Source organism: Alteromonas sp. BL110 (genome assembly GCF_003443615.1).
Taxonomy (GTDB): domain Bacteria; phylum Pseudomonadota; class Gammaproteobacteria; order Enterobacterales; family Alteromonadaceae; genus Alteromonas.
On the sequence record NZ_CP031967.1, the window covers coordinates 2,675,537 to 2,696,279 of the forward strand.

Below are 20,743 nucleotides of genomic sequence, written 5' to 3' on the forward strand. Positions count from 1 at the left end.
ATAATTATCGTTTAGGTCGAAGTGCAAGCTGCCCTTGCTCAACGGTTAGCTGTAGAGGCACGGTTGAAAGTACGTTTACCGCTTTGTTTGCAGGGTCTAAGCGATAAACCGGGTTCGATGCTAAATAACCGTTGATTAGCTGCATGAATTCGCCGCTAACAGGTGCTAAGTTACCTTTAAAGCCGCCTGCATCAATGGTGCTATCAAGTAGAGACAACGAGCGCACAAATATCGCTTTTTCCTCACTGTCGTAATAAGGCGTGCCTTCTAATGAAAGGCTTACTTTTGCAGGGTAATTCAAACCAAATGCACTAACTCGGGCGGTGGCAATAGCGCCTAACTGAACCACGTCTCTACCATCTGGGCCTATAGTTGCCGTCATATCTTCCACATCTAAATACAGAGGAATACCAGCCAGCGATGTTTTCTTTTGTAGGTTATCAATTTGACTATCAAGTACTTGCTCTAACTCGGCATTAGAAACGGTGTAAACCGCTAATTGAGAAAGGGTTGCACAGCCTGCAAGAGTAATAGCGAAGGCCACAGAAAGTAGAAATCTCATAAAAAAGTCTCTTAAGTGATTAGTTATCGAATTACACAGCGTGAGCCACCAATACTTACGCTGTAACGACGGAATGTCTTCATTGTAAGGGCTGAGGCAACGGATGGACAATTAAATAGTGAAAGAGGTAAGAAAAAGGCACGCCGGACAACCAGCAAAAACTTTTGCCATAACGCCTGTAACAAAGCAGTATAAGAAGTTCTTCTTATTAAAAATAAAAACACGACAAGGCACTTTCTATGGTTTCACAGAAACTGGTTTCTAGGAAAATGGTAGCTGCGCTTGCTATTTGCATGAGCGCGCTTTCTAGTTTCTCGCATTCTGCATTCGCACTTGAAGATACGGTTAACCCCGAACTTTTCGATAAAATGGAGTATCGCTTTATTGGGCCTTATCGCGGTGGGCGCTCGGTGGCGGTTACTGGGGTTGAAGGTAATACCAACCTTTATTTTATGGGCACCGCAGGTGGCGGTGTTTGGAAAACCGAAAACGCCGGTTTATCGTGGACAGCCATATCCGATAAAACATTTCAAGTAGGCAGTATTGGCGCTATCGCGGTGGCCCCGTCAGACCCTAACGTCATTTATGTAGGCACTGGTGAAGGTCCTATTCGAGGTGTAACTACTAGTCACGGAAAAGGTGTTTATAAATCTACAGACGGCGGTGAAACCTGGAAGCTGGTGGGTTTAGATAAACGCGGTCAAATTCCTAAAATTCGTATCCATCCCACCAACCCTGATATAGCTTGGGCTGCAGTGCAGGGTAATATTTGGGGGCCAAATGAAGAGCGCGGCATTTTCAAAACGACAGATGGCGGTAAAACATGGCAGCACGTACTAAAAGTTAATGCTGATACGGGCGCGGCAGATTTGGCTATTGACCCAACTAACCCCAGAATTCTCTATGCTAGCATGTGGCATCACGGCAGAACGCCTTGGTTTATTAAGTCAGGCGGTGAGGGTGGTGGCCTTTATAAATCAACAGACGGCGGCGAAAGCTGGGACAAGCTAGAAAAAGGGTTACCTAAGCTTATTGGTAAAGTGGGTGTTGATATTGCTGCGTCTAACCCTAAGCGCCTCTATGCCATTATCGAGGCTGATGAAGGCGGCTTATATCGCAGTGACGATGCGGGTAAGTCGTGGTCGCTAATGAACGACGACAATATTCTTAAAGCCCGCGCGTGGTACTACAATCATATTAAGGTTGACCCTAACGACGAAAATACCCTGTATGTGATGAATGTGCAGCTGCATAAATCCATTGATGGCGGTAAAACCTTCGAAATCAAATCTTTGCCCCACGGTGATACCCACGAAATGTGGATAAACCCGGAAAACAGCTTGAACATGATAAACGCTAACGACGGTGGCGCAACCGTCACCTTCGACGGTGGTGAATCCTGGTCGAGCATTTACAACCAGCCAACGGCGCAGTTTTACCGCGTTATTACTGACAACTTAAACCCTTACTATGTTTATGGCGGGCAGCAAGATAACTCGACCATGGCAACGCCTTCTGAAACCTGGGGTGACGGTATAGGAATTGAAGATCAATTTGCTGTGGGCGGCGGTGAAAGTGCGCATATTGCGTTTAACCCTGACGATCCCACTCTCATTTATGCCACTACTATTAACGGAACATTGACCGAATATAACCGCGATACTGGGCTTACGCGACCTATTATGCCTTACCCTGAATATGTGTTTGGTAGAAACGCGCGTGATCAAAAGTATCGCACCAACTGGAATGCTCCAGTGATAGTGTCAAAGCACGATCCTGACACAGTCTACTACGGCACGCAGATGATCTTAAAAACCACAGATCGCGGTGTTAACTGGCAAGAAATCAGCCCAGACTTGACCCGTAACGAGCCTGAAAAGCAAGGCTTAAACGGCGGGCCGATTACCAATGAACAAGCTGGAGCTGAATACTACAATACGGTTTTCTATATTGCAGAATCAGCGGTTAACAAAGGCGAGCTTTGGGTGGGAGCCGATGACGGTAAGCTTCATATTACCCGTGATGAAGGTAAAAACTGGAAAGATATTACTCCTCATAAAAAAGAAGCGCAGGTAAATGCTATTGAACTTAGCCCTCATGCACAAGGTAGAGCTTACGTTGCGGTAGCAGGTTATAAGCTAAATGACTATACGCCATACATTTACAAAACCGACAACTACGGCAAGCGCTGGAAGCGTATTGACGAAGGGCTACCAAAAGATGCTTTTGTTCGTGTAGTGCGTGAAGATACAGAGCGCGAAGGTATGCTGTTCGCGGGTACTGAAAGCGGCATGTTTATTAGCTTTGACGACGGTGAACACTGGCAAGAGCTAGATTTAAACCTGCCGCCTGTGGCGATTACCGACATGCAGGTAAAAGGTGATGACCTAGTCATTGCAACCCAAGGCCGAGGCTTTTGGATCTTGGATGACATTAGCCCGCTACGTGAAGTGCATGAGTCGCTTGTTGATGAAGCACTGTTTCAGTTTGAACCCATAGATGGTATTCGCTTGCTATCTGGCGGCGGCATGACCGACCAGCCTCAAGCGAAAAACCCGACACGTGGCGCTACATTCCGCTATTACCTGAAAGACGCGTTAGAAGAAGAGCAAACGCTACGCATTGATATATTTAATGCAGACAACGAGCTGGTTCGTACATTGTCATCTGCATCCAGTGCATTTGAGAAGTGTGCGAAAGGTAACGAAGACGTTCGCAGCCCTATCAAATTTAAACACCCCTCAGCAAAAGCGGGTTACAACGAATTTGTATGGGATCTTCGCCGCAAGCCTTTGAACTGCATAGAGAACGTAAAACTGTTTGGTGGTTGGAACGGCGCCCGTGTTATGCCTGGCGACTACAAAGCGAAAATCACAGTAGGTGAACAGGCACAAACCCGCGCGTTTAAAGTGCTTCCAGATCCAAGAGAAGAAGCAGATAAAGCGCAGCTTCAAGTGGTTGAAAAGAGCATTCAGGCTACAGAAACCTTACTGAATGATTTGTTTGCGCACCTGCAAAAAGCCCGTGATGTGCGAGCAAAATTAAACGGTGTGTCTGAAGATAACATAATGCTGGCAAGTGACGTATCAGCTTCAATCGAGCGTATTGTTAGTGCGATCGACGACTGGGAAGCGTTAGTTATTCAGCCTAAACATCAAACCTTTGAAGACGACATCAACTGGCCGAATATGCTCGACAGACAAGTTCGTTTCTTGATGGATAACTTCGACAGAACCGGCGCTCCTGCACAAGCCGGGGCACTAAAACGGTTAGAAGACTTAGAGGCAACGTGGCAGCAATATAAAGTGCAGCTAGAAACCTTGTTTGGCGAAGAAGTCAAACCCTTGAACGAAAAGCTTTCAAAGCAAGGCGCGTTTGATTTAGAGAGTTTGTAGTTGTTCGTTCAATTCGATAGGTGTTTTACTCTACATGCTTGATACGAGGTTAACTATGTTTTGTTTTTATCTCGATTAAGCTATCAATGTTTAACGGCCTTTTCATAGGCCGTTTTCATTTGTACGTTTTCCTCATACTGGACCTTTTTTTTAAAGGTAAAGCCTTGATATCTTTAACTTAAAAAGCATGGTGTCAATTGGTATATTGCACGATTTAAAGGCATTGACGGCTCGCTTTTGTTTGATTCCAGCAAAAGTTCGAAGACCAGTCTAAATTAGATAAGTGTTTAAACCTAAGCCCCCATATATTGTACTTTTTCGATGTTTTTCTAATATACTTGGCCCGGAATGCAGTACACTTAAACTTGCAGCGTAATAAGTAGGAGAAATAATGGCTCAGCAAGGAAATTCTAGACAGGGTATTCAGGTTATTTCACGAGCCGTGAAAGTACTTCGTTCATTGGAAGGAAAGCCTGATGGTATGAGTCTAAGTGCAATAGCCAATGAAGTTGATTTGCCTCGTTCTACAGTTCAGCGGATTGTAGGAGCCCTTGCGGCCGAGGGCTTTTTAATATCAGCGAGTCCTACTTCTCGAGTCCGTTTGGGACCAAGTCTGGTTTCACTGGGCTCTGCAGCTAAAATTGATATTGACCGAGTTATACTGCCCTACATGAAAAAACTGTCTCAAGAAATTGAAGAAACAGTAGATTTATCCGTTCAAGATGGGGCTTCGATGATTTTTATAGACCAAGTCATTGCTGACTCACAAAAGCTACGTGCAGTATCTGCAGTGGGGGATGCATTCCCTATCCATTCTTGTGCAAATGGAAAAGCTATTCTTGCTAGCAAGTCTGATGCGGAAATTAGTTCAATACTTTCTGACAAACCTTTTACTAAGCTTACTCAGTATACGTTATCAGAATTATCGTCACTTAAAAAAGAGATTGAAAGTATACGCAAAAAGAGCGTTGCGTTTGATAGAGAAGAGCATTGTGAAGGTGTATGTGCTATCGGTATCGCTATCGAAGATCCCTATGGTCGAAATATCGCATTATCAATTCCAGTTCCATCGGTAAGGTTTAACCGAAATAAGAAAGCGATTTCAGACAAACTTATTGAATATAAATTTATTATAGAGAAAGCATTGGGAGCTAGCTTACAATAAAAAAATTGCATAAAGACGCAGTGAAATATCAGGTTGATTGTCGCAAAAAGCCGCAGCGTTTATAACACTACGGCTTTTTTCGAAGGCTTATTAAGGTTCTCTGTTAGCGACAATATACGCTGTAAAATAAAGCGCAACGCCGAATAAAATGATTCCTGCCATCCAAAGTTTCGTTATTGTATCAATACTCATTTTCTTTCTCCCCATTTGCTTAGCATTGCGTGAATCACAAGAGATAGAAGTGTGATAGATGCAATGGTTATTAAAGATATTAGAAATAACTCTACCGCTAAATTCATAACGCCCCCTAACGCAATAGTGCCAGATCGTCCTGCTTGCGACTGAAAAGTGCAGGCTTACTTTTTGATACCCAACTATTACCCACGATAGTCACAGTTAGCGCTACAACAGCCACAATATGTGCGTTTTCTAATGCCTGCAGGTTTATTAAATATTTTATCGGAGTAAATGACCAAGCTAGATTAACCGACCAGCTTATCAGTAATACTGATTTAGCTACGCCAACGTGTCTTTTCCAAAATAACCCTGACACAATGATGAAGAAAAACGGGACAAGCCACGCAAATAGCCAAGTTATGGCCAGTATCACATTTGGATGGAAAAAGAATGTCATCAGTGCGGCGATGAAACCTATAGAGATAATAGAATAGCGTATCAACTTTTTCTCTAACTCTGCGGGCATACGCTTCTTAGCGTGTAGACCTACAATGTCTTTTGCGAAGATGGTGGCGGGAGCCAAGGCTGACATAGCAAACGTTGAAAGCAAGGCGCCTAAAAAGCCCGCTTGGAGCAACACTACCAGCCAAGTAGGCAATAAATTTACAATGAGGGCTGCGCCTGCTAGTTTCGGACCCAACTGAGCGAATTCAGGAATAGTTGCAGCAGCAATACCTACCAGAACGGGAAACACACCAAAAAGTCCGTTTATTGGAGCAGCAATCCATAAAGAGCGTTGGATAGTCTTTTCATTCCGGGCAGACATAGCAGCTTGCATCCCTTGCTGATTAACCGATTGCGAGAAAACTACTGAGAAAATCGCAGCAAGCGCAAAACTAACGAGTAAGTCAGGCTTACTAAATATAGATAGTTTAAAGGCCTCACCATTACTCTCGTAGTGTTGAACGACCCCGTCCCAGCCTTCTGGGAGGACATACGCAAGGTATACTCCTGCTGTAATCACGGCAACATACATGACTACAGCATTAACCAAGTTTACCCACATCGTCTGCTTTATGCCTCCCATTGAGACATAAGCAGTGCCGATAGCTGCACCAATGACTGCACTCCATCCTAAAGGCCACCCTGACATGGCTGAAATACCTATACCCAGTGTTTGCGCTTCTAACGTCACTAGCCCGAATACAACCATAGCGGCAACGCAAGCCGTATAAACTCTAAGTTTCTTGTCATATAGCTTACCTATTAATTCGGGTATCGTAGATGTGTTAGTTCTTCTTATCCACCTTCCCGTACCCAAGCAAATAACACAAAGCAAAATGGTATGCGCAAAACAAAACCAAAGTGCAACAGCTCCCAATGAAAAAGACATTTCCATTAATCCATATACATGGGCTGAACCTAGATAAGTGATAGCTATGGTCACTGAAAACATGGCGATACCAGCGTTCCTGTCTCCTAATGCCATGTCAGTGACCGTTTGGTTCTTAGAAGCTTGCCAACTTAGATACTTACCTATGCCCCCGATTACAATAATGTTATAAGCGAGTACCAACATTAATATGGAATTCATGGAGACCTCTTTATTATTCGTAATGTTATTAAACGTAATGACTATTTAGCCTGCAGTACAGCCACCATCTACGTATACAATTTGCCCATTTATAAAATCGGAAGCTGACGACGATAGCATCATCACTAACCCCACCATGTCTTTTGTTTCAGCGACTCTTCCCATAGGTAGGCGGGCCAAAAATGGAGCAATTCTTTCTGGATCTTCACAAATTTCTTGTGTCAACGGAGACTTGATTAGTGTGGGAGCAATTGCATTTATGTTAATTGTAAAGCCTTCTTTAGCGCCTTTTATGGCCCATTCCGTACTCATTTGTTTTGTTAAATTGTCAATGGCTGCTTTAGACGCTGCGTACGCAGTATAGCCGTCGGGGTGGCCACAAAAGCCCCTAACGGAAGAGGTGTTAACAATTTTTCCTTTCCCCTGCTTCATGAAGTATTTCCCAAACTCTTGGCAGGGGATCAAGGTGCCAGTGACGTTCACAGACATAATATGTTCAAATTTTTCTTCAGGCATATCTTCAGCTGGAGCGCGAAACGCCATACCAGCGTTGTTTATTAGAACGTCAATATGACCGTATTTGCGATCCACTTCCTTAACTAAATTAGCGATTGATGTTCTATCAGTAACATCACTACAAAATGCTTCACAAGTACCTGGGGTGTCAGATAGAGAAGCGCAAACTTCATCTAACGTAGTATTATTACGCGCTGTTATTATTACGTGAGCGCCATGTAAACAGAATGTTCTTGCATAAGCTGCTCCTAATGTACCATTGCCGCCAGTTATTACGACTACTTTGTTTTTCATATTAAAGAGGTTGAGAGCGAATTCATCGCTCCAGGAATGGGTCATAGCCATTGTAGATCCTTAAAAATAAGTGAGAGGGAAGTAACAATTAAGACGTTGAAAACGTTACAAGTACCGTCGTAACTCGATTTGTGTCATTTCGTAACTTCCTACCTTCATTGGGTAAGATGGCTACAGAATCACCTTGTTTTAGTACTGTGACTTTATTTTTCTCGTCTATGATGGAAAGTTCGCCATCAATCACGTAGTAGGACTTTTCAAACTCAGCGCCAAAAGTACCTGATTGATACTGCATATTGGCACCGCCATTAGGAAGAAAGTAACTCAAACCCTGCCAAAATTTAGTAAGACCAGTTTCTTCTTTACCCTGTATTTTAAGAGCAACCATGTCGAAATGTGCGGGAGGGTTATAAGGTTTAATGTCTGACAGTTTTACGGTTTTCATTACAGCTCCTTAGAAGTTAACGTTATCTTTGCCTTTCAACCCTAGTATTTCGCGGGTCTCGTCCGGCGTAGCAATGTCTAAAGAAAACTCTGAAAGAACGCGTTTAATTTTTTCTACTTGCTGAGCATTACTGGTTGCCATTTCTCCTTTATTAATAAACAAGCTATCTTCAAGTCCTACACGAACGTTTCCGCCCATTAATGCGCTTTGGGTAGAAAAAGGCATTTGATTTTTCCCAGCGGCCAATACTGACCACTGATAATCGTCACCAAATAGGCGGTCGGCAGTACTCTTCATATACATCAGGTTTTCTTCATCTGCTCCAATGCCACCCAAGATTCCGAAAATGGTTTGGATGAAGAAAGGGGGTTTGATAAGTCCTCTATCTGCAAAATGAGCAAGGTTATAGAGGTGCCCAACGTCATAACACTCATGCTCAAATTTAGTATCAAACTCAGACATAATGGTCATTATTTTCTCTATGTCTCTAAATGTATTTCTAAAAATAAAGTCATCACTGTTTCGAACGTATTCTTCTTCCCAACTATGCTTCCATTGTTTATATCGGGATGCCAAAGGGAACATAGCGAAATTAATACTCCCCATATTCAATGAACACATTTCTGGTTGTACTTTCATGGCACAGGCTAGACGTTCTTCAACCGACATTGTTGGGCTACCGCCTGTAGTTAGGTTTATGACCGCATCGGTTCTCTCCTTGATTGCGGGTAAAAATTTCATAAACACTTCGGGGTCGCCTGTTGGCTGACCAGTTTCGGGATCTCTTGCGTGCAAATGTATAATTGATGCGCCAGCTTGCGCCGCTTTTACTGACTCATCAGCGATTTCTTCAGGCGTAATGGGCAACGCGTCAGACATTGTAGGCGTGTGCATCGCGCCAGTTACGGCGCAAGTTATGATAACTTTACGGTTCTTTTTCATTTTCCACTCTCACTTTCTGTCACTTTTAATAAGTAATTGTTAAGGTCTTCCCTAACGCGCTTAACGCTTTCCTCATTCCACGATAAAAAACCATTTCCAGTCTTTGCCCCTAGCGAATTACTGTTGACTTTTTGAACCAAAATTGAAGAAGGGTGCGAGTCTTTGTTCAGGCTTTCCAAAATTACATTGTGTATATCTAAGGTTAGATCTAGGCCGATTAGGTCCGCATTTTCTATAGGGCCAAGCTGAGGAAGGCGAAGCCCGAAACTATTTTTAACTACTATGTCAATGTCTTCGGCTGAGCAGACGCCATCATTGATTAATGCAATAGCTTCTCGCCACAAAGCATGTTGCATGCGGTTTCCAACAAAACCAGGAACATCTTTTTTAACATGTACAGGCTTCTTCCCAACAAAATGGAGTAAGTCAATCATTCTACGGACTGCTTCATCACTACTTTTTTCACTTTCCACGACTTCAACTAAAGGAACTAAGTAAGGTGGATTCCACCAATGCGTGCCGACAACTCTTCCGTCTAACGCAATGTCGTCGAATATCTCTCGAATAGGTATTACTGAAGTGTTGCTACAAACAATAGCGGTCGGTTTGACCAAGCTAGGGAGCTGCTGGAAAAAATCTCGCTTGAGGTTTAGTTTTTCAGGGATGGCTTCAATGATGAAGTCTGCGCTTTCAACCGCTTTAGCTAAATTACCCATCACCTTTATGTGGTTAATGGCTACTTCGCTTTGTCCTACGCTTTCCAAGTTACTGGCAATTTTCGATAAGGCTGCATCACGAGCCTTTTCTATAGGGTCGTATAAACAGACGGAGATACTGTGTGACGCAAATACCTGAGCTATACCGCACCCCATCAAACCGGCACCAATAACTGCGACTTTACTTGTTTCAAACATAGTGAAATCCTGATAAGAGATGAGGGGACATATATTTCATTGCCCCCCATTCATAACTATTCGGCTTCGCCGCTTTCGATTTTAAAACTACCTGAACGGTCGATCATGGCGACCAAGCGAACAATACATCCGTCACCTCCTTTCCATCGCCATGGAAAAGCTGCAATCGTGCATCGCTTACCTGTAACTTTATCGAGCTCCCCACCTACGTTTTCTATCCCGCATATACCATTGCTCAAAAGAGCTCGATGACAAGGCTCCCAATCGGGAAAGTCTTCAATGATTGCACGTCCATTGCTAAACGCTTTGTATTCATCTTCTAGGTGAGGGATGAGAGGACCTGGTCCGTGGGGGCCAATAGCTGTGCCTAAAGGGTGGTCAAGTGCTTGCACATCTATGCCTACCATTTTTACTTTTTTCTTAGCTAGCCATTCACCTGCTTCTTTATACAATCCGGGCCCATAGTGGTAATACTCTGATGAGTCTGCGTAGGTGTGGTGCCACCCTGTATTGATAATGACAATGTCGCCTTCTTGTATCGCCGGGGTCGCGTTTTCTAAATCTTCTGCCGTTATAACTTCCCATTTCTTTTTTGGGATAGAGACCACTACGCCTTTACCAAAAAAGCGTGGTAAAGGCATCTGATCCATAAACGGTGTGCCTTCAACTACATGCGCGGGGGCATCAATATGGGTACCAGAGTGCATAACTGTGGTTATACGCTGAGTTAATACTCCTGACTTCGACATGCCGTGAAGGCGTTCAATCTTTACATCTTCGAAATAAGGCCAACAGGGTTGCCCTAGACCCCACTCGTGACTTAAGTCATAAAACTCTAAGCCCGTATCGTTATTTAAATTTTCTTCTTGAATCATGTTGTCCATATCTTCTTTCGAAATTTTATGAACTCGCTTGATGTCATTTATCTTCATTTTTAATGTCCGCATTGTGATACATTTTAACCGTATAATGAAACTATCAACATAAAAGATAAGTGTCAACAACCTTTTTTTAACATTTGTTCGAGTGAAAATGGTAAGTAATTGTAATTAAATCATGTTCTTAATCGTTAATGGTGATTATTTATAAAGTTCTGTGGAGCAGTGAGAAACAAAAAATTAACAAAATAAATATATTTCGTTGACATGGCGGGCAAAGGAAGAGTAGGTTGATTATTATTCAGTACACATGTATCACATCGTGGTCTTTTGGGCGGTGTGTAAACCATCTGATATGGAGAGTGAAGAGTGAAAAGTATTAGCCATAACCCAATTACCAAGGCAATTTTGTTTTGGTCTGCTGCGGCGATTTCGCACAATGCGGTGTCTCAAAGTAATACAGAAGACGAGTTGAAACAGTCGGGCGATGCGAAACTGGAGGTAATCGAAGTTACTTCTCAAAAGCGCACGCAGACTTTACAAGAAGTGCCTGCAACCATAACGGCATTGCCCTCAGATGCAATTGAGCGATACGGTGTAGATAACTTGTTCGAAATTGCAGACCTAGTTCCGGGAATGGTGTTTTCCAGGGCCCCTGACGACGGGTTAGCTCTAACGCTTCGAGGGCTCGGTACACCAGCGCGTACGCAAAGCTTCGACCAGTCCGTGGCGCTTTTTCAGGATGGAATGTTCGTTGGTAAAGGAAGAATGTACTCCTCAGCATTCTTCGATATTGAACGTATCGAAGTTATCAAAGGAACGCAGAGTACGTTATTAGGAAAAAACACAAGTTTAGGCGCAATAAGTATTGTAAGTAAAAAGCCAACTGATGAGTTTGAGGCTTCGCTTAAAGGAGGGGTAGAGCTTGCTAACGGTGGTTGGAGCATGGAGGGAACGCTTAATCTTCCGGTTACGGATGATTTCAGCATCAGAGTCGCCGCGCGTACTTCAGAGCAAGACGGTTGGGTGGAAAATATCGCCACGGGAAGAGATGTACCAGAAGATAGAGATAAAGGTTTCCGTATTACGGGAGTATATACGCCATCCGATACTTTAACTATAACAGCAGCTTATCAAAATTCTGATAGCGAGCGAATTGGAAACGCTTACCAATATGTCGATAATGGCGGGTATTTCTCTGATGAGGTTATAGCCATTATTGGTGAAGCATCGCTAGATAGTCAGAAAAATGCCTCTTGTGAGCAATGCGAAGGTGGCGAAAGTTACCACGACACATCAGTAGATTCGTTTACCCTGACTATTGAAAAAGAGATCGGCGATTTAATGTTAACGTCAGTCACTTCCAACGCTAACTACGACATCTTATTTTATGATGATTTCGACTTTGGAGACGCGTTCGACGAATTCACTTACGTGACAACAGGAGAGGTTGACTATTACAGCACGTATTTCAAAAGAGAAGAGACATATAAACAATTTTCTCAAGAGTTAAGGTTGGCCTCTGAAGGGCGAGATGATTTCGATTATATGGCTGGCGTTTTTTACTTTAATAGTGACTGGGATTCTTTAGAAGAGCAGTTTTACAATACCCCTAACTTTCCACCTGGTGATATTGCAGGCGAAACTTTTAACGGATCTTTCGGTAACGATTTTAAACAAAACACTGAAACAGTATCCATTTTTGCGCAATCAGATATTTATTTGACAGACGACCTCACGCTAGCAGTGGGTGTACGGTATACAGATGAAAGTAAAGATGTCGAGTTTGATCGTATTCAAGGAGAGTTACAAACCCTATGGAATACAGTAATTAACCCACCATTTGAATCAGAATTAACGTTCTCGGATAATTTTTTAAATGGTAATGCTTCGCTAAGCTATAATCTTGATAGGTATACCACTTTTTATACATCCTATGGTGTAGGTAGTAAAACTGGCGGTTTCGCGGAATCTGCGGAAGTTACCAGTGGCGACCCTTCACTCGATGTATCTGAAGGTGGTGCGCGTGTAAAATCAGAAGAGGCGCATACCTATGAAGCAGGAAGTAAATTAGTTTTACTCGACCAACGTTTAAACCTCAATGTAGCTGCGTTTTATACCAAAATTTATGACTTTCAAGAAACATCTTTTCTTGTTACTGATTCAAGTGCAGGTTTTCTCACGCAAAATGTAGATGTTGATTCCAAAGGGATTGAATTTGATGCGCTTTATCAATTGAACGATGATTGGCGCCTTTCTACAGCCGTTACTTTCGCCGATAGCGTGCACAGTGATGATGGTTCAGACTTAGCTCAAGCACCAAAATGGACAGGAAATATCGGGTACTCTTACATTACCGAACTGGGATACAAAGATTTATTATTGGTTAGCTCTGGAAGTATCCGTTATCGGGACGAGATGGTGAGTCAAATTAACGAAACGTACGCATCAGACAGCCTAACTACCATCGATTTATCAGTCGAATTAGAGCCTTTTGACGGAATGTGGAATTTACGTTTATCGATGCAGAACCTTACTAATGCCCGCTCGGCTGATTTTAGTAGCCCGCCTGCGGCGCCTATCGGGGCAATTTTAGGCGCGCCAACGGGGGACCAGGGTATTACAGCAGAGACACTAAATCAGCAGCGTATGGTACATCTGCAATTTGCCTACCATTGGTTTTAATTATCAAATAATAAATAATCAACACCACCTGCCCTTTTGTGAGGGCAGGTAATTCTTTTTTTAATTCGCAAAACACGCGCAAAAACTGGTCTAAGGTCAAAAGACAATACTGCATTTCCCTCAAACTCATATACAATCCACGCTTTTGAATTTGAATACCTACAGATAGACATATGCCCAATAAAATTACCGTGAATGGTTGTGTATTTAACATCGTAGTAGCTTTTTTCATTGTACTTAATAATGTGAATGCAGATGAATATGACGCGATGGTGCTGGCTCCCTCTACTTTGCCGTTGACGACTAAAGAGAGCAGCCCGAACAATGAAGTAAAAGGCGTAGAAAAAATTACGATCGAAGGAGCGGCGACGGCGAATAATAAGCCGGTAGGGACGTTTAATTCACCTATATCTAATTTAGAGTATGACCCACGTGTCGATTTGCAATCAAGGAACATGGCTGAAGCGCAGGCAGACGTCACTATTCGCGGCGGTATATTCGAAAACACGGGCTTTCGCGTAGGAAGCGCAACGCTTATCGATCCGCAAACGGGTCATTATTTCGCTGAAATTCCCATTGCGCCCGAAATGCTGACGAAACCGAGTATTTTCACGGGCGTCGATAATGCGCTTTACGGCGTAAATAGCTCTGTAGGTACGGTGTCTTACGGCTGGCGTCTCATCCAAACAGCAGGCAGTGTGTCAGTGGGTGTGGGCAATAATAACTTTAATCTGCAGCGTGTACACGGCTCAGTAAAGCACGCATTTGATGATCTACCCGGTTGGTCTGTTGGAGTTGAAGGAGAGTATTCTCGCTCTGAAAGTGATGGCACTATTGCTAATGGCGATCATAATTTCGAACGGGCATCAGGGCGTATTCAGCTGGTAAGTGATGACTCACAAACAGACGTGTTTTATGGTTATCAACAAAAGTTCTTCGGTTGGACTAACTTGTATACGCCTTTTAACGTAAACGAAACGGAAGACATTCAAACCCGCTTGGTTATGCTAAATCACAAACAGCGCTACGGCGAAAAGGGCATGGAAAACACCTTTGAGCTTTCTGCCTACTACAGAGAGAATGACGACCATTACGTGTTCTCACGTGAAAATTCTGAATCGTTTCAGGCGTTTCACGAAACCCAAGTGAAGTCATTTGCGCTTTCTGGTACTCATAATGTATCGCAAGAATTTGGTATCAACTATGCAGCACAGCTTACTGCAGACAATATCACATCAACCACGCTAGAGAACAATTTCACCTCTCGCGACTACTACAAAATAAGCGTAGTACCCGAGTATCGAACTCAGCTGAACAGCAATGAATCGCTTACCGTTCGTTTAGGTGGGGCGTTTGACGATACGAATCGCGACGACGACCGATTGTCTTTTGTGGGTGATATAAACTGGCTTACCCAAACAGGCAACAATGCCTCGCGTACACTCTATCTTTCGTATGCAGAGGCAACGCAGGTGGCTGGCTATACGGCTGTAGGCGGCAGCACCACAAGCGGTCTGTTTAGAAGTAACAATCAGTTACAGCGGGAAGTTAGCAAAAACCTAGAGTTTGGGGCGTCATTTGATAAAACGTCTTTCAAAGTTGATACCGCTGTATTCTATCGCTGGGATAACGAGCTGACAGATTGGACGTATAGCTTCGACGCTACTTCAGCACGCAGTGCAAACCCGGTTGATATCGAAACCCTAGGTGCTGAGGTAATTGCAATTAAGCGCTTTGATAGCGCAGATGTGGTGGCAAGCTATACCTATTTAGATAAGTCTGAAGACTATCGAATTGATGAGGTAGACGCGAGCTTTTACGCGCTTAACTATCCTCCGCATCGCGCCACCCTTGGGGTGGTGTGGTTTGCGACCGATACGGTCGAAGTGCGGGTAGACAACGAGTGGCGGAAACAAGAAACCAATGCGCTTAGAAACGGCGGTGACTCTGCGTTTTTCTCACATGTCACTCTCACATATTCACCTGCTCAGGTTGAAGGGTTAAGTCTGGTATTGGCAGTCGATAACTTGTGGGATGAGCGCTTTGAAGAAATTCCTGGTACGCCGGGTCGCGGCGACCAATATTCTGCCACTGTAACCTATTTTTGGTAAGGGAGGCGCAATGACAGTTAACTCTCCTAATACCTTGGACGATTTTGCTGGACGATGGACGCTAACACGCAAAATCATCCAGCGAAATGGCGATGTATTTACCTTTTCTGGCGAGGCTGAATTTAGCTGGCTGGAGGGCAGCGTACAAAAAGAAAAAAGCGGCTTGGCGTATTACGAAAAAGGCGAAGTAACTGCGCCTAACGAAAGCGTAATGCCCGCAGAACGTCGGTATTTCTGGCAGCAGCCTCAAACCGGTTTATTTGAAGTTTTATTTGACGATAAGCGCTATTTTCATACATTTAGTGCGAGTAACCCAAACGCCGAGCACTTATGCGGCGATGACAATTACGTGGGGCGCTATGATTTCTCTGCCTGGCCTGTGTGGCGCTCTACATGGCAAGTCAAAGGCCCGCGTAAAGACTACACTATGGTAAGTGAGTATAGCCCCGCGTAGAGTCAGCTTTGTTTAGGCTTAGATCTGCTTCTGTTTGTTGGCGTATTGATGAGACATCCAAAGCGCAACAGCGATAATGGCACCGCCAAGAAACAGACGTGTAAAATCAGTGTCTTTTTGCCAAAGCAGTAAATTAACCACAAGCCCCGCGGGAATAAGCGCATTATTCATTATAGCTAACGTACCACCAGAGACTTTTAGCGCGCCATGATTCCAAAAGTAATACCCAAGCCCTGAAGCCACGATACCCAACCACAGCAGCACTCCCCATTGCTCGGCATTTTGTGGTAGTTGGTTTGGGTTACCGAATAGGAAAAACGCGGGTAAGGCTACAACTAACGCGCCTAAATAAAACCACGCGAATACGTTGTGATAGGGTACTTGGGCTGTAAAAGTCGAGGTCAGCTTTTTATAGCCTACTTGCCCTAGCGCAAAGGAAAGGTTAGCACCTTGAACAACGGCAAAACCAAACCAGTAGTTATCTGTAACGCCATCAAAGCGAATTATGGCTGCACCTGCGGTGGCAATAAGTGCGCACAATAAATAAAACGGAGTAAACCGCTTAAACAGGGCGTCGTTTAAAATGGCGACATAAAGCGGCGTAAAAATGGTGAAAAGCAGTACTTCAGGCACGGTTAAATACAAAAACGCGTGGTAGAAAAAAATGTACATTAACCCTAACTGCACGGCACCTAAACTCGCCAAGAACGCCTTTTGTTTAAGGTTCAATAATGCCGGCCTAAGGAAAGGAAGGAAAACCAGTGTGGCGAGCACAATGCGGGTCAAAACAGCAAAATAACTGTCTACTGAGCCAGCCAAAAACTCGCCAATAAGCGAAAAGGAAAATGCCCATAGGACAGTCACTGCTATTAAATAAAACACACGCTATGCTTCTTTGTAAGTTCAACCGCGGGCTAAAATAGGCCATCGCCGCTTGCATATCAACAGTCAGTTCACCCTCTATCGAAACTCGCTTGAGAAGTTTCTGTAACAACAGAGGTTTCGCAATCGTTAGGAATAGTACAAGCGCGACTATCCTGAGAAAGAGAACGACCTATCAATATAGGGTACAGCCAAGCGCCAAAGCATGCACCACATATAGGCGCGACAATAGGTACAATAAAGTAAGGAATGTCTTTCGCCCCAGAGAGCGCATGCTCCCATCCTGCAATATAGGAAAATAGCTTTGGACCAAAATCTCGAGCAGGGTTCATGGCAAAACCGGTCAAAGGTCCTAAAGAGGAGCCAATGACAGCGATGACAATACCAATCAGTAGCGGATTCATGGCTCCACGTGATGCACCGTTGTTTTCATCGCCCAGCGCCAGAATTGCGAACATCAACACTGCAGTTATAACGAATTCAACGCCAAAGGCCCCCCAGAATGAAAGGGCTTCGTGAGGAAAAGTAGAGAAAATGCTGGCTGTTGCTAGAGCCTCTACACTTTGGCGTGAAAGGTTGTGAGTCCGTTCATAGTCTATGAAGAGTTGATGATATAACCCGTAGATAAGTGCGGCAGCAGCGAATGCCCCCAGAAATTGAGAAAGAATGAAGGGAGCTACTTTGTGCTTTTCAAAGCCTTGAAAAAGCGCAAGTGCAATGGTTACCGCAGGATTGATATGTGCACCCGAAACTCCAGCAGTACAGTAAATGGCAACAGCTACGCCAAACCCCCAGACAATGCTTATTTCCCATTGACCGAACGAGGCGCCAGTTAATACCAATGCTGCGACTGCACCAACACCAAAGAAAATCAGAATTGCAGTGCCTATGAATTCAGCAATACACTGGCGGAAAAGCGTTGGTTCTGTGAGAGTTAACATAATTATTCCTTTTAATCTTTAACCAGTACAACGCATTGAGCAGAAAAAGAAGCGAAGGAGTTATGTCAGGGAGGATGAAAGCTGAAACCGTTTTATGTTGATGCAATAGTGCATTAGCTGTTCATTTTGACTAACAGACCGTTTAGTTCTTATTCTGACGCAGCTTCCTATGTACATTTAATTGGGACGCATCATAAAACGAACATAAACGAACTACAAATGAGCAAAAACGAATATTCGTCGTTCTTGGTATTGCTATAGCGCTCTTACTCGAAGGTAGTGAACGCTGTAAAGCTTAGTCTAGTGGAATACGGAGAGCTCTGTACTGGGGCTATTATTTTTGGTGTCGTTATCAACTTTTAAATCTCCAGCTTCTTCAACCAGTGCCGTCATGGCATCAATAATATCGAGAAAGCTTGCTAGCTGCTCTGGCGTTAGACCATTAGATAAATTTTCAATTTTAGCAATAAGCTGTTTAGTTGGTAGGCGCATAGTGTCAAAATCTCGTTGTTAATACTTTAATTCCTACCTTGTAAATCAATTATCTTGCCAAGTTTACCGAATTTCTCCATTTCTCATTTTGAACTCTTAGAAATAACTAAAAAATCATATTTATTATGGGATTACATTCTTTTTTTGGACGTATTTAAGAATTCTTCTTGCAAAACTTTTCTAAATAAATAAGATCAAATGCAAATCATTATCATTTGCGTTAAAAGAAAAAATGAAACGAGTTAACCTTGTTCCCTCACTTGTTGTAGCCGCCAGCCTTCCTTTGGCTTTTTCAGCGTTAGCGGAAGATAACCTTGAACGCGTTGTGGTAACAGGTACCAGAACACCTAAATTGCTGGCTTCTTCACCGGTGAAGGTTGACGTAGTTGATAAAAAAGAGATTGCTCGATTAAGCAGAGGGACCTTACGCCAAGTGCTTGAAGTGATGCCCGGTGTTGTTGTTAGGCGCAGTCAAAAAGACGGCTACAATGTTCAGCTAAATGGCTTCAATGGCGACCATGTGTTGGTGTTAATTAACGGCCAGCCTATCATTTCACCCACAGGCTCTTCGGTTGACCTTGACCAAATGAGTGTTGCCAATATTAAGCAAATTGAAATTGTACGAGGCGCAGCTTCTGTGCTTTACGGTAGCTCTGCCATGGGCGGTGTTATCAACATCATTACCGAAAAAGTACAAGGAACGCAGTTTTCAGCAGACTACGAGGCATCTTATTTTACCGATGATGCAGTTGAAGGGGATGAATTCGGGCATACGTCTAGGGTCAATGCTGCGAAAGCAATTAGTGATTGGCAGGTCGGAATTACGGCTCAGAACATTACCAACCCCGGTTTTGATTACGACGGAGAAACTACATCACAAGATGGTGGCGCGATAGATAAATCTTTTGTGCAAATGTCATTATCGACCTTGATAGATAGCGTTAGCGTACAATACAAAGGGCAGTGGTTAGATGAACAAAAAGACAAACCTCAGTCATCAATACCTGGTCAAGCCACCATTATTAGCTACCTTTCTAACGTTACCCAATGGCAACATGATGTTCGCGTTGAGCAGCAATACGATTGGCATATCAACACACGCTATCTTTCACATGATGAAGAAAGTGGTAACAGCAATGGGTTACGTCAAACCGATATTCAGCTTGCGGAACTTGAAGCGCAAAAGATTTATTCCACCAAAGATATTGAATGGGTAGGCGGCTTAGTTTTACACGGTGACACGCTTGATCAGCTAAACCTTGGCACGGGCACGGTTGAAGTCGACGATGTAAGTCGGGAAAGCGCCGAGCTTTATTTACAAGGGAACTGGCAGCAAAACGACACTCAGCTTTTAGCGGGCGCAAGAATTCAAAACGATTCTGATTTTGGTTGGCATACCGCATTTAAAGTAAGCGGAAGTCAGTCATTTAGTGCTGATAATACTTCGTGGCAACTTCGCGCAGGGGCAGGTAGCAGTTATCGTGTGCCCAACCTTAAGGAACGCTATTACATTTTCGACCACAGTAACTTGGGCTACATGGTGCTTGGCAACGACGCACTTACGCCTGAAACAGCGCTAAATGCCAACTTAGGCGCTAACTTTCGATTAACACCCACCAAAAGTGATTGGTTATATCACCTTGATATTAACCTTCATTACACTACAGCTGACGATTTCATTACCACGGCAGTAGACGTGGATGCATCGCAAGATGCGGGGTTAGACATTTCAGTCTATCAAAACCTCGACGAAGCTACCCTTTACGGGGCTGACTTAAGCGCAAACGCGCAAAATGACAATTGGCAGTGGCAACTGAATTATAGTTACTTAGTTGCCGAAGATGGTAGTTCTCAGCGCTTGCCCGAACGCCCTACTCACTTAGTAAAAGCGTCAGTGACCTATCAGTTTAGTCAAACCGACACCAGCTTGCAGATTTACGGAGTACATGAGGGAAACGTGTCGCCTTCAAGTGGCTATACCTCAATTGCCAACGACAGCTTTACCACGCTAAACGCGGTCGTGCAGCATCAATTCACACCTCAATGGCAAGGACGCCTCGGACTTGAAAACCTTACCGATGAACATCGCTCAACCGATTCACTTCTAGCGGGTGCTTTCGACGCTAGACCGATTGCTGCAAGGCGATTGTATGTGGGCGTGAGTTACCAGTATTGAAATAGTCAGTAGACGAATAGCAACGACATAGAAAACGCGTTTGAGATCAAAACAAAGAACACCTAACGGCAGATCCCAAACCAACAACTAAAACCCGCTGGTTAATTCGGCGAATTTTAA

Annotated in this window: 16 protein-coding genes; 6 read left to right on the plus strand and 10 right to left on the minus strand. The window is 43.7% G+C overall.

Features of this window, described 5'->3' with window-relative positions:
* Positions 1–4 precede the first annotated feature (4 nt).
* Complete coding sequence (locus D1814_RS11565) at positions 5–562, minus strand: DUF1439 domain-containing protein (protein WP_118492384.1); 558 nt, start codon at positions 560–562, stop codon at positions 5–7.
* A 239-nt stretch (positions 563–801) separates the two neighbouring features.
* Between D1814_RS11565 and D1814_RS11570 the strand changes: the two genes are divergently transcribed.
* Complete coding sequence (locus tag D1814_RS11570; protein WP_118492386.1) at positions 802–3,957, plus strand: WD40/YVTN/BNR-like repeat-containing protein; 3,156 nt, start codon at positions 802–804, stop codon at positions 3,955–3,957.
* 391 nt (positions 3,958–4,348) lie between these two features.
* Complete coding sequence (locus D1814_RS11575; protein WP_118492388.1) at positions 4,349–5,122, plus strand: IclR family transcriptional regulator; 774 nt, start codon at positions 4,349–4,351, stop codon at positions 5,120–5,122.
* A 307-nt stretch (positions 5,123–5,429) separates the two neighbouring features.
* On the opposite strand, the gene D1814_RS11580 is transcribed toward D1814_RS11575, so the two are convergent.
* The 6 genes from D1814_RS11580 to D1814_RS11605 are packed head-to-tail and all read right to left on the minus strand — an operon-like array spanning position 5,430 to position 10,936.
* Positions 5,430–6,893 carry a sodium:solute symporter family protein gene (locus D1814_RS11580; protein WP_118492390.1) on the minus strand — a complete coding sequence of 488 codons (1,464 nt, stop codon included), beginning with the start codon at positions 6,891–6,893 and terminating at the stop codon, positions 5,430–5,432.
* Positions 6,894–6,938: 45 nt separating this feature from the next.
* The gene (locus D1814_RS11585; RefSeq protein WP_118492392.1) at positions 6,939–7,754 is read right to left on the minus strand and encodes an SDR family NAD(P)-dependent oxidoreductase; all 816 of its coding nucleotides are present in this window, start codon (positions 7,752–7,754) and stop codon (positions 6,939–6,941) included.
* Positions 7,755–7,791: 37 nt separating this feature from the next.
* The gene (locus D1814_RS11590) at positions 7,792–8,148 is read right to left on the minus strand and encodes a cupin domain-containing protein (protein ID WP_118492394.1); all 357 of its coding nucleotides are present in this window, start codon (positions 8,146–8,148) and stop codon (positions 7,792–7,794) included.
* 9 nt (positions 8,149–8,157) lie between these two features.
* Positions 8,158–9,090 (minus strand): 3-keto-5-aminohexanoate cleavage protein, encoded by a 933-nt coding sequence (locus D1814_RS11595; protein WP_118492396.1) that lies wholly within the window; start codon positions 9,088–9,090, stop codon positions 8,158–8,160.
* Complete coding sequence (locus D1814_RS11600; protein ID WP_118492398.1) at positions 9,087–10,004, minus strand: 3-hydroxyacyl-CoA dehydrogenase family protein; 918 nt, start codon at positions 10,002–10,004, stop codon at positions 9,087–9,089. The genes D1814_RS11595 and D1814_RS11600 overlap by 4 nt, the downstream gene beginning before the upstream one ends.
* 56 nt (positions 10,005–10,060) lie before the next feature.
* The gene (locus tag D1814_RS11605) at positions 10,061–10,936 is read right to left on the minus strand and encodes a cyclase family protein (RefSeq protein ID WP_118492400.1); all 876 of its coding nucleotides are present in this window, start codon (positions 10,934–10,936) and stop codon (positions 10,061–10,063) included.
* A gap of 315 nt (positions 10,937–11,251) precedes the next feature.
* On the opposite strand from D1814_RS11605, the gene D1814_RS11610 reads away from it, so the two are divergent.
* The 3 genes from D1814_RS11610 to D1814_RS11620 all read left to right on the plus strand — a co-directional run bounded on the left by D1814_RS11610 (position 11,252) and on the right by D1814_RS11620 (position 16,132).
* Entirely contained in the window at positions 11,252–13,567 is a 2,316-nt protein-coding gene (locus D1814_RS11610; protein WP_118492402.1) for a TonB-dependent receptor, read from the plus strand.
* Between the two features lie 269 nt (positions 13,568–13,836).
* The gene (locus tag D1814_RS11615; protein ID WP_232369029.1) at positions 13,837–15,678 is read left to right on the plus strand and encodes a TonB-dependent receptor plug domain-containing protein; all 1,842 of its coding nucleotides are present in this window, start codon (positions 13,837–13,839) and stop codon (positions 15,676–15,678) included.
* Positions 15,679–15,688: 10 nt separating this feature from the next.
* Positions 15,689–16,132, plus strand: a complete 444-nt coding sequence (locus tag D1814_RS11620) for a DUF6314 family protein (RefSeq protein WP_118492404.1) — start codon at positions 15,689–15,691, stop codon at positions 16,130–16,132.
* Positions 16,133–16,150: 18 nt separating this feature from the next.
* Here the strand turns inward: D1814_RS11620 and D1814_RS11625 are convergent, their stop codons facing one another.
* The 3 genes from D1814_RS11625 to D1814_RS11635 form a co-directional block, all read right to left on the minus strand.
* Complete coding sequence (locus D1814_RS11625) at positions 16,151–17,014, minus strand: DMT family transporter (protein ID WP_118492406.1); 864 nt, start codon at positions 17,012–17,014, stop codon at positions 16,151–16,153.
* A 71-nt stretch (positions 17,015–17,085) separates the two neighbouring features.
* Complete coding sequence (locus tag D1814_RS11630) at positions 17,086–17,955, minus strand: MIP/aquaporin family protein (RefSeq protein ID WP_118492408.1); 870 nt, start codon at positions 17,953–17,955, stop codon at positions 17,086–17,088.
* 300 nt (positions 17,956–18,255) lie between these two features.
* A complete protein-coding gene (locus D1814_RS11635; protein WP_118492410.1) occupies positions 18,256–18,447 on the minus strand; it encodes a hypothetical protein in 192 nt (63 codons plus the stop codon).
* A gap of 232 nt (positions 18,448–18,679) precedes the next feature.
* On the opposite strand from D1814_RS11635, the gene D1814_RS11640 reads away from it, so the two are divergent.
* On the plus strand, positions 18,680–20,623 hold the full coding sequence (locus D1814_RS11640; RefSeq protein WP_118492412.1) for a TonB-dependent receptor plug domain-containing protein: 1,944 nt from the start codon (positions 18,680–18,682) through the stop codon (positions 20,621–20,623).
* The last annotated feature ends 120 nt before the right edge of the window (positions 20,624–20,743 follow it).

Excerpts from the sequence above, each read along its gene's own strand:
- D1814_RS11565 (WP_118492384.1), bottom strand. The coding sequence starts at position 562 with ATGAGATTTCTACTTTCTGTGGCCTTCGCTATTACTCTTGCAGGCTGT.
- D1814_RS11570 (WP_118492386.1), top strand. The coding sequence starts at position 802 with ATGGTTTCACAGAAACTGGTTTCTAGGAAAATGGTAGCTGCGCTTGCT.
- D1814_RS11575 (WP_118492388.1), top strand. The coding sequence starts at position 4,349 with ATGGCTCAGCAAGGAAATTCTAGACAGGGTATTCAGGTTATTTCACGA.
- D1814_RS11580 (WP_118492390.1), bottom strand. The coding sequence starts at position 6,893 with ATGAATTCCATATTAATGTTGGTACTCGCTTATAACATTATTGTAATC.
- D1814_RS11585 (WP_118492392.1), bottom strand. The coding sequence starts at position 7,754 with ATGGCTATGACCCATTCCTGGAGCGATGAATTCGCTCTCAACCTCTTT.
- D1814_RS11590 (WP_118492394.1), bottom strand. The coding sequence starts at position 8,148 with ATGAAAACCGTAAAACTGTCAGACATTAAACCTTATAACCCTCCCGCA.
- D1814_RS11595 (WP_118492396.1), bottom strand. The coding sequence starts at position 9,090 with ATGAAAAAGAACCGTAAAGTTATCATAACTTGCGCCGTAACTGGCGCG.
- D1814_RS11600 (WP_118492398.1), bottom strand. The coding sequence starts at position 10,004 with ATGTTTGAAACAAGTAAAGTCGCAGTTATTGGTGCCGGTTTGATGGGG.
- D1814_RS11605 (WP_118492400.1), bottom strand. The coding sequence starts at position 10,936 with ATGAAGATAAATGACATCAAGCGAGTTCATAAAATTTCGAAAGAAGAT.
- D1814_RS11615 (WP_232369029.1), top strand. The coding sequence starts at position 13,837 with ATGGTGCTGGCTCCCTCTACTTTGCCGTTGACGACTAAAGAGAGCAGC.
- D1814_RS11620 (WP_118492404.1), top strand. The coding sequence starts at position 15,689 with ATGACAGTTAACTCTCCTAATACCTTGGACGATTTTGCTGGACGATGG.
- D1814_RS11630 (WP_118492408.1), bottom strand. The coding sequence starts at position 17,955 with ATGTTAACTCTCACAGAACCAACGCTTTTCCGCCAGTGTATTGCTGAA.
- D1814_RS11635 (WP_118492410.1), bottom strand. The coding sequence starts at position 18,447 with ATGCGCCTACCAACTAAACAGCTTATTGCTAAAATTGAAAATTTATCT.
- D1814_RS11640 (WP_118492412.1), top strand. The coding sequence starts at position 18,680 with ATGAAACGAGTTAACCTTGTTCCCTCACTTGTTGTAGCCGCCAGCCTT.